Annotated in this window: 8 protein-coding genes; 1 reads left to right on the plus strand and 7 read right to left on the minus strand. The window is 71.7% G+C overall.

Going from position 1 to position 8,322, the window contains the following annotated elements; genetic code table 11:
* From pheT to infC, 7 genes are all read right to left on the minus strand, one after another.
* A partial coding sequence (gene pheT, locus LIU39_RS34295; protein WP_227050894.1) for a phenylalanine--tRNA ligase subunit beta occupies positions 1-2,570 on the minus strand: 2,570 nt, incomplete at its 3' end.
* A complete protein-coding gene (gene pheS / locus LIU39_RS34300; RefSeq protein ID WP_227050895.1) occupies positions 2,570-3,694 on the minus strand; it encodes a phenylalanine--tRNA ligase subunit alpha in 1,125 nt (374 codons plus the stop codon). The genes pheT and pheS, both read right to left, overlap by 1 nt.
* 225 nt (positions 3,695-3,919) lie before the next feature.
* Positions 3,920-5,065, minus strand: a complete 1,146-nt coding sequence (locus tag LIU39_RS34305; protein WP_227050896.1) for a sensor histidine kinase — start codon at positions 5,063-5,065, stop codon at positions 3,920-3,922.
* 82 nt (positions 5,066-5,147) lie between these two features.
* Complete coding sequence (locus tag LIU39_RS34310; protein WP_227050897.1) at positions 5,148-6,002, minus strand: TrmH family RNA methyltransferase; 855 nt, start codon at positions 6,000-6,002, stop codon at positions 5,148-5,150.
* A gap of 129 nt (positions 6,003-6,131) precedes the next feature.
* Complete coding sequence (gene rplT / locus LIU39_RS34315; protein ID WP_143942134.1) at positions 6,132-6,515, minus strand: 50S ribosomal protein L20; 384 nt, start codon at positions 6,513-6,515, stop codon at positions 6,132-6,134.
* A gap of 102 nt (positions 6,516-6,617) precedes the next feature.
* The gene (gene rpmI, locus LIU39_RS34320; protein WP_227050898.1) at positions 6,618-6,812 is read right to left on the minus strand and encodes a 50S ribosomal protein L35; all 195 of its coding nucleotides are present in this window, start codon (positions 6,810-6,812) and stop codon (positions 6,618-6,620) included.
* A 121-nt stretch (positions 6,813-6,933) separates the two neighbouring features.
* Positions 6,934-7,635: a translation initiation factor IF-3 gene (gene infC, locus LIU39_RS34325; protein ID WP_227050899.1), complete on the minus strand. Its 702-nt coding sequence runs from the start codon at positions 7,633-7,635 to the stop codon at positions 6,934-6,936.
* Positions 7,636-7,885: 250 nt separating this feature from the next.
* Here infC and LIU39_RS34330 point away from each other — a divergent pair, with 250 nt between their 5' ends.
* Positions 7,886-8,269 (plus strand): DUF1844 domain-containing protein, encoded by a 384-nt coding sequence (locus LIU39_RS34330; RefSeq protein ID WP_227050900.1) that lies wholly within the window; start codon positions 7,886-7,888, stop codon positions 8,267-8,269.
* Positions 8,270-8,322 lie beyond the last annotated feature (53 nt).

An 8,322-nucleotide genomic window follows, 5' to 3' on the forward strand; every position in this document is an offset into this window, starting at 1 on the left:
GGCCGCGCCCTCGCCCCTGAGCCGTCGCGGCTGCGGGCCCGCCGGCAGCCGCGCAGGACCGCTCCGGTGTGCTCCGCCGCCGCGGCGACCGCGGCGTCACGGGCTGCCGATGCCTCATCGGCGGTCAGCGTACGGTCGGCGGCGCGGAAGCGCAGCGCGTAGGCGAGGGACTTCTTGCCCGCGCCGACCTGCTCGCCGCTGAACACGTCGAACAGCCGCAGCGACTCCAGGAGTTCACCGGCGCCCGCGCGCAGCGCCGCCTCCACGTCCGCCGCGGGCACCGTGTCGTCCACGATGAGCGCGACGTCCTGGGTGGCGACCGGGAAGGTGGAGATCCGCGGTGCGCGCAGCGGGCCTTCGGCCGCCCGCTCGACGCGGTCCAGGTCGATCTCCATCGCGCAGGTGCGCTCCGGCAGCCCCAGCGTCTTGATGACCCGCGGGTGCAGCTCACCGGCGTTGCCGACCAGCACCTCCTCGCCGTCGATCCGCGCGAGCAGCGCGGCACAGCGGCCCGGGTGCCAGGGCGCCTGCTGGTCCTGGCGGACGCTCAGCTCGACACCGGCCTCGCGGGCGACCGTACGCCCGGCCTCGACGGCGTCCGCCCAGGTCGAAGGCCGGCCCGTGCCCCACCAGCCGGCCTGCTCGCGGGCCCCGGCGAGCACCACGGCGACGCGCCGCGGCTGCTGCGGGAGCGAGGCGTTCAGCCCGGCGATCTCCTCGTCGGTCGGCCGGCGGTCCACGGGCAGCCGGACGGCCGGCTTCTCGTCGCCGGTCGGCCGGAAGACCTGGCCGGTCTCGAAGAGGGCGAGGTCGTGCGTGCCCCGGCCGTCGTTCCGCCGCAGCGCGCCGAGCAGGCCCGGGATCAGCGTCGTGCGCAGATCGGGCTCCTGGTCGGAGAGCGGGTTGACGAGGGTGACGGTGTTGCGCCGCGGGTCGTCCGGCGCGATGCCGAGCTGGTCGAGCACGGCGGAGCCGGTGAACGGGTAGTTCAGGGCCTCGACGTAGCCCGCACCGGCCAGCGCCCTGCCGACCCTGCGGTGCAGCCGCTGGCGCTCGGTCAGGCCACGCCCTGCGGGCGGCAGCGGGAGGGTGGAGGGCAGGTTTTCGTAGCCCTCCAGCCGGATGACCTCTTCGGCCAGGTCGTTCGGCTCGCTCAGGTCGGGCCGCCAGGACGGCACCGTGACGACCAGCTCGTCCTGCCCGTAGACGTCGCAGCCGACCTGCTGGAGGCGGCGCACGACCGTCTCCCGGCCGTAGGTGACGCCGGCGACCTTGTCCGGGTGATCGGCGGAGATGGTGATCGTGCGCGGCCCGCTGGGCGAGACGATCTCCGTGACGCCGGGCTCGGCGGTGCCGCCGGCGAGCAGCACCAGGAGGTCGACGGTCCGCTGCGCGGCGGCCGACGCCGCGGCCGGGTCCACGCCGCGCTCGAAGCGCCGGGACGCCTCCGACGACAGCTTGTGGCGGCGGGCCGTACGGGCGATGGAGAGCGCGTCGAAGTGCGCGGCCTCGACCACGACGTCGGTGGTGCCGCGAACCTCACCGGTCTCCGGGTCGGTGACACCCACGGCGATCTCGGTGTTGGCGCCGCCCATGACACCCGCGAGGCCGATGGGGCCGCGGTTGTCGGTGATGACGAGGTCCTCGGTGTCCAGCACCCGCTTGGTGCCGTCGAGCGTCGTCAGCAGCTCGCCGCCGGTGGCACGGCGGACGCCGATCGGCCCGTCGACGGTGGAGCGGTCGTAGGCGTGCAGCGGCTGGCCCAGTTCGAGCATCACGTAGTTGGTGATGTCGACGGCGAGCGAGACCGTGCGCATCCCGGCCTTCTGCAGACGGCGCTGCAGCCAGATCGGGGAGCGTGCCTCGGGGTTGAGGCCGGTGACCGTACGGGCGGTGAAGCGGGTGCAGCCGAGCGGGTCGGCGACCTGGACGGGGTAGCCGAAGGAGTTCGGCGGCGGCACGTCGAGCAGCGCCGGGTCGCGCAGCGGCAGGCCGTAGGCGGTGGCGGTCTCGCGGGCGACGCCGCGCATCGACAGGCAGTAGCCGCGGTCCGGGGTGACGGCGATGTCCAGCACCTCGTCGACGAGCTGGAGCAGCTCGATGGCGTCCGTGCCGACCTCGGCCTCCGGAGGCAGCACGATGATGCCGCCGGTGCCGTCGTCGCCCATGCCCAGCTCGTCGCCGGAGCAGATCATGCCGTGCGACTTCTTGCCGTACGTCTTGCGCGCGGCGATCTTGAAGTCGCCGGGCAGCACGGCGCCGGGAAGCACCACGACGACCTTGTCGCCGACCGCGAAGTTGCGGGCGCCGCAGACGATCTCCTGCGGCTCGCCGGTGCCGTTGGCGTCGCCGACGGCGACGGTGCAGAAGCGGATCGGCTTCTTGAAGCCCTCCAGCTCCTCGATGGTCAGCACCTGACCGACGACGAGCGGCCCCTTCAGGCCATCGCCCAGCCGCTCGACGGTCTCGACCTCCAGGCCGACCGCGATGAGCTTGGCCTGTACGTCACGGCCGGACTCGGTCGACGGCAGGTCGACGTACTCCCGCAGCCAGGAAAGCGGGACACGCATCAGATCTCCATCCCGAACGGCCGGGTGAACCGGACGTCGCCCTCGAACATGTCACGCATGTCTTCCACGTTGTGCCGGAACATCAGCATCCGGTCGATGCCGAAGCCGAACGCGAACCCGCTGTACTTCTCGGGGTCCACGCCGCAGGCGATCAGCACCTTGGGGTTGACCATTCCGCAGCCGCCCAGCTCGATCCAGCCCTCGCTGGAGCAGGTGCGGCAGGGCCGGTCGGGGTTGCCCACGGACGCGCCACGGCAGACGTAGCAGACCATGTCCATCTCGGCGGACGGCTCGGTGAACGGGAAGTAGTTCGGCCGCAGCCGGGTCGTCATGCCGGGCCCGAAGAGCGCCTGGACCATGTGGTCCAGGGTGCCCTTGAGATCCGCCATGGTCAGGCCCTCGTCGACGGCGAGCAGCTCGATCTGGTGGAAGACCGGCGAGTGCGTGGCGTCCAGCTCGTCGGTGCGGTAGACCCGCCCCGGGCAGACGACGTACACCGGCGGCTCGCGGTCGACGAGCGTACGGGCCTGGACCGGCGAGGTGTGGGTGCGCAGCACGACACCGGACTCGTCGCCCTTGGTGCCCTCGCCCTGGACGAAGAAGGTGTCCTGCATCTGGCGCGCGGGGTGGTCGGGCACGAAGTTGAGCGCGTCGAAGTTGAACCACTCCGCCTCGACCTCGGGGCCTTCGGCCACCTCGTAGCCCATCGCCACGAAGACGTCGGCGACCCGCTCCATGAAGGTGGTCAGCGGGTGCCGGGCACCGGAAGGCTGCCGGTCGTAGGGCAGCGTGACATCCACCGCCTCCTCGACGAGCACACGCGCGTCGCGCTCCGCCTCCAGCTCCTCCTGGCGGGCCTTGAGCGCCTGGTTCACGCGGCCGCGTGCCTGGCCGACGCGCTTGCCGGCGTCCGCCTTGGCGTGCGGGGGCAGCGCGCCGATCTCGCGGTTGGCCAGCGCGAGCGGCGAACGGTCGCCGGCGTGCGCGGCCTTCACCTCGCGCAGTGCCTCCAGATCGGCCGCGGCGGCGATGGCGGCGAGCGCCTCGTCCGTCCGGCGGGCGATCTCTTCCGGTTTCAGGGCTTCGACCTCGACAGGGTCGTACGACTTATTGGGTGCGGACATCTCTTCCCGTGCTTCCGGTGGTCTGGCTTGGCTTGGCTCGCTTCGCCTCGGCTCTTCGATCACAAACTTCGGATGCCGAGCCCGCGCTGTGCCCGCGATGCTTGTGCGCCAAAGGTGCCAAAGGGCAAGTCTAAGGGGAGGGGCCGACAGGGCTGTTCCGAGCCCCGGCCCGGGGCGCCCGCCCGTCGCCCGCCACCGCCCTTGCACGACACTTCGTGGCCCCTCCTATGCCATGAAGGCCGGAGTCGCGACAGGCAGGACAAAGCGGAATTCGGCGCCGCCGGCGGGAGCCCTGCCGACCGTGATCGTCCCGCCGTGCGCCTCGACGATGCCCTTGACGATGTACAGGCCCAGGCCGGTGCCGCCGCGCTTGCTGCCCCGCCAGAAGCGGGTGAAGACGCGGCTCATCGACTCCTCGGGGATGCCGGTGCCCTCGTCGCTCACGGTGACCGCGGTCCCTTCCGTGTGCGTCGCCTGCGCTGCCGCTGTGACCTCGATGGTGACGGTTCCCGCGCCGTGCCGCACCGCATTTTCCAGGAGGTTGCCCAGCACCTGGTCCACCTTGTCCGGGTCCGCCCACAGATCGGGCAGCGGCTCAAGCAGCCGGATCATGAAGCGTTCCGGGGCCTGGCCCGCCGTGGTCTGCGCCTGGACATGCCGGCGCACCGCCGCGACCATGTCGACCCGCTGCCGCCGCACCTCAAGACGCCCGGAGTCGATGCGCGAGATGTCCAGCAGCTCGGCGATCAGCCGGGTGACGCGGTTGGCGTCGGCGTCGACGGTCTCCAGCATCAGCCGCTTCTGGTCGTCGGTGAAGCGCTCCCACTTCTGGAGGAGGGTGGCCGTGAACCCCTTGACGGAGGTCAGCGGCGAGCGCAGTTCGTGCGCGACGGTGGCGATCAGCTCGGCGTGGCTCAGCTCCGTACGGCGCCTGGCCTCGGTGCCGCGCAGCGCGACGATCAGCCGCTGGACGGGGCCCGTCGGGACGCTGCGGACATAGCGCGCCGAGACCAGGACCTCGCGGCCGCCCAGCAGCAGATTGCGCTCCGGCTGGCCGCGGCGGATGGCGAGGCCGCCGTAGGGGTCGGTCAACTGCCACCAGCGGCGGCCCTCGACGTCCTGGAGCGGCAGCGCCTGGTCCAGGGGCCGGCCGAGCGCGTCCTGCGGGTCGGTACCGGTGATCCTGGCGGCGGCGGTGTTGAAGCAGATGACGCGGCCCCCCTCATCGGCGACGACGAGGCCGTCGGGCAGGTCGTCGGGGCCGATGCCGAGGCCCGCGGTGAGGTCGGGACGGGCGGCGGCGTGCGCGAGGCCGCGGTCCTGCGGGCTGATGTCCGCAGCGGCGGCAGCGCCGGAAGTCCTCACGCTCATCCCCTGTTTCCCCCTCCGGGCCCCGGGCACGTCACCCTACTAGCAACGGCCGTAGGTGCCGGGACGATCGGCCGGACACCCCTCAGGCGGGTGACGCGCCGCGGCAGCCGCCGGCCGTGCGCTGGGCGCGGGCCGAGGCGTAGAGGCAGACCGCGGCGGCCGTCGCGAGGTTGAGGCTCTCGGCCTTGCCGTGGATGGGCACCCGCACCACGGCGTCCGCCAGGGCCCGGGTCTCCTCCGGCAGGCCCCACGCCTCGTTGCCGAAGATCCAGGCGGTGGGCCCGCTCATCGCTCCGGCGTCGAGTTCGGCGTCGAGATCCCGCTCGCCCGCGCCGTCGGCGGCCAGCAGCCGCGCACCGGCACCGCGCAGTCCTTCCATCACCCGCTCCACCGGCACGCCGACGGCCACCGGCAGATGGAAGAGCGAACCGACCGACGCGCGCACGGACTTGGGGTTGTAGAGGTCCACGGAGGCGTCGGTGAGCACCACCGCGTCGGCGCCCGCCGCGTCGGCGCAGCGCAGGACGGTGCCGGCGTTCCCGGGGTCGCGGACGTTGGCGAGTACCGCGATCAGCTGCGGGCGGGCGGCGAGGATGTCGTCGAACGGCGCGTCCAGGAACCGGCAGACGCCGAGCAGGCCCTGCGGGGTGACCGTCTGGGAGATGTCGGCGACGGTCCGGTCGTCGGCGTGATGGACACGGACGCCCGCGGCGTGTGCGGCGGCGATGATCTCGGCGTGCCGCTCGGCGGCCTCGACGGTGGCGAACAGCTCGACGAGGGTGGGCTCGCCGCCGACGCGGTGGGCGATGGCCTCCCGGACGGCCTGCGGGCCCTCGGCGATGAACCGGCGTTCCCTGCCGCGGAAGGCGCGGCGGGCCAGCCGCCGGGCGGCGGCGACGCGCGGGGAACGCGGGGAGATCAGCTCGGGGGTGCCCATGGTCGGCGGCTCGCTTCTTTCGTACGGTGCGGGGCGGGCGGCGGGTCGTACGCCGCCGGTCCGGTAAACGGCGGCGGACCCGCCGGCCGGGGCCTGCGGTGCCGCTTCACCACGTCGTCAGGCCGGTGTTCAGGCGGCCTTCGGGGCGTTGACGTCGCTCGGGAGCGCCTTCTGGGCGACCTCGACGAGCGCGGCGAACGCGTTCGCGTCGTTGACGGCGAGGTCCGCGAGGATCTTGCGGTCCACCTCGATGCTGGCGGCCTTCAGACCCTGGATGAAGCGGTTGTAGGTCATGCCGTTGGCGCGGGCAGCGGCATTGATGCGCTGGATCCACAGCTGACGGAAGTCGCCCTTGCGCTTCTTGCGGTCGTTGTAGTTGTAGACGAAGGAGTGGGTGACCTGCTCCTTGGCCTTGCGGTACAGACGCGAGCGCTGGCCGCGGTAACCGCTGGCCTGCTCGAGGATTGCCCGGCGCTTCTTGTGGGCGTTGACCGCCCGCTTGACGCGTGCCACTTGTTAACTCCTTGTAGCGGGGCCGTGGTTGTCGTCACACGGCCCGGTTCGATTCAGTCCCGGTCCTGGTCGCGCGCCGCCTCGGGTGAGGGGCGCGGCGACTCACTTGCCGAGAAGCTTCTTGATCTTCGCGGCGTCGCCCGGGGCCATCTCGGCGTTGCCGGAGAGGCGACGCGTCAGACGGGACGACTTGTGCTCGAGCAGGTGGCGCTTGCCGGCGCGCTCGCGGAGCACCTTGCCGGAGCCGGTGATCTTAAAGCGCTTCTTGGAACCGCTGTGGGTCTTGTTCTTCGGCATGCGCCGTACTCTCCTCGTCAGTGGCGCTCCCACCGGCCGGGCCGGAGCGGGAGCGTCAGAATGTTTCGGTTGGTGTCCGGGACGGGCGCCCCGGCGCAGGTCCGGGGCTCACGCCCAGGAATCACGCCTCGGCGGGCTCCTCGTGGGACTCCTCGGAGGGAACCCCACCCTGGCGCTCCGCCTTGCGGGCGGCCTGCGCCTCGCGGGCCTCGGCCATCGCCTCGGTCTTCTTCTTGTGCGGACCGAGGACCATGATCATGTTTCGGCCGTCCTGCTTCGGATTCGACTCGATGAAGCCGAGGTCCTCCACGTCGGACGCGAGCCGCTGCAGCAGCCGGAAGCCCAGCTCGGGGCGGGACTGCTCGCGACCACGGAACATGATCGTGATCTTGACCTTGTCACCCTGCTTGAGGAACCGAACGACGTGACCCTTTTTGGTGTCGTAGTCGTGCGGGTCGATCTTCGGCCGGAGCTTCATCTCCTTGATGACCGTGTGCGCCTGGTTCTTGCGCGCCTCACGGGCCTTCATGGCCGACTCGTACTTGAACTTTCCGTAGTCCATGAGCTTGCAGACCGGCGGACGTGCGTTCGCGGCCACCTCGACGAGGTCGAGGTCGTACTCCTGCGCAAGCTCCAGGGCCTTGGCAAGCGGCACAATGCCGACCTGCTCGCCGCTGGGACCGACGAGTCGCACCTCAGGGACGCGAATCCGGTCGTTGATGCGGGGCTCGGCGCTGATGGATCCTCCTCGGTAGCACCACGCGACGGCCTGGCGGACTGCCGCGTAACGTCTTTTTCGGTGTGACCAACCGCGCCGGTACATGCAAAACGCCCCGGACGGGACACAGGCGGGGCTCCGTAAATGGATCAGGAGCACCGCCGCGAAAGTCTCCGCGGGGCGCAGCCGGACCGTGACCCGCCAACCGTGAGGTCGGTCGGGTGGGAGATCGGAGCCTCCACTTGTGGGCCGGTCACATGAGTGTCCGGCCGGTCGGAACACCAGAATACACGAGTCAAGAGGTGCGGGCCATAGGGTGGACGCGATCCCCTCAGCAGGAAGAGAAGTCCCACGCATGAGCGACCAGACCCCGCAGCAGCAGCCCGACACCCCCGACCCGGCGGACCCCGACTTCGACGCGATGACCCGTGACATCGCGGACGTGCCGGCGGTCGAGGTGATCACGACGGTGGCGGTCCACCTGATGAGCTCAGCCGCGGTCAACCTCGGCCTCGCCGAGGAGGGCGAGGCGCACAAGGACCTGGACGAGGCACGCAAGCTGATCCACGCGCTGGCCGGCCTGGTGACGGCGAGCGCCACGGAGATCGGCTCGTACCACGCGGCGCCGCTGCGGGACGGGCTGAAGTCGCTGCAGCTGGCCTTCCGCGAGGCGTCGGTCGTCCCGGACGAGCCGGGCCAGGGTCCTGGCGAGAAGTACACCGGTCCCGTCTACGGCTGATCGGGGAAGGACGCGCAGCGAGCCCCGGCCGGGATGTACCGGCCGGGGCGCGC

The organism is Streptomyces pinistramenti, assembly GCF_020564935.1.
Classification (GTDB): Bacteria; Actinomycetota; Actinomycetes; order Streptomycetales; family Streptomycetaceae; genus Streptomyces; species Streptomyces pinistramenti.

Excerpts from the sequence above, each read along its gene's own strand:
- pheS (WP_227050895.1), bottom strand. The coding sequence starts at position 3,694 with ATGTCCGCACCCAATAAGTCGTACGACCCTGTCGAGGTCGAAGCCCTG.
- LIU39_RS34305 (WP_227050896.1), bottom strand. The coding sequence starts at position 5,065 with ATGAGCGTGAGGACTTCCGGCGCTGCCGCCGCTGCGGACATCAGCCCG.
- LIU39_RS34310 (WP_227050897.1), bottom strand. The coding sequence starts at position 6,002 with ATGGGCACCCCCGAGCTGATCTCCCCGCGTTCCCCGCGCGTCGCCGCC.
- rpmI (WP_227050898.1), bottom strand. The coding sequence starts at position 6,812 with ATGCCGAAGAACAAGACCCACAGCGGTTCCAAGAAGCGCTTTAAGATC.
- infC (WP_227050899.1), bottom strand. The coding sequence starts at position 7,635 with ATGTACCGGCGCGGTTGGTCACACCGAAAAAGACGTTACGCGGCAGTC.
- LIU39_RS34330 (WP_227050900.1), top strand. The coding sequence starts at position 7,886 with ATGAGCGACCAGACCCCGCAGCAGCAGCCCGACACCCCCGACCCGGCG.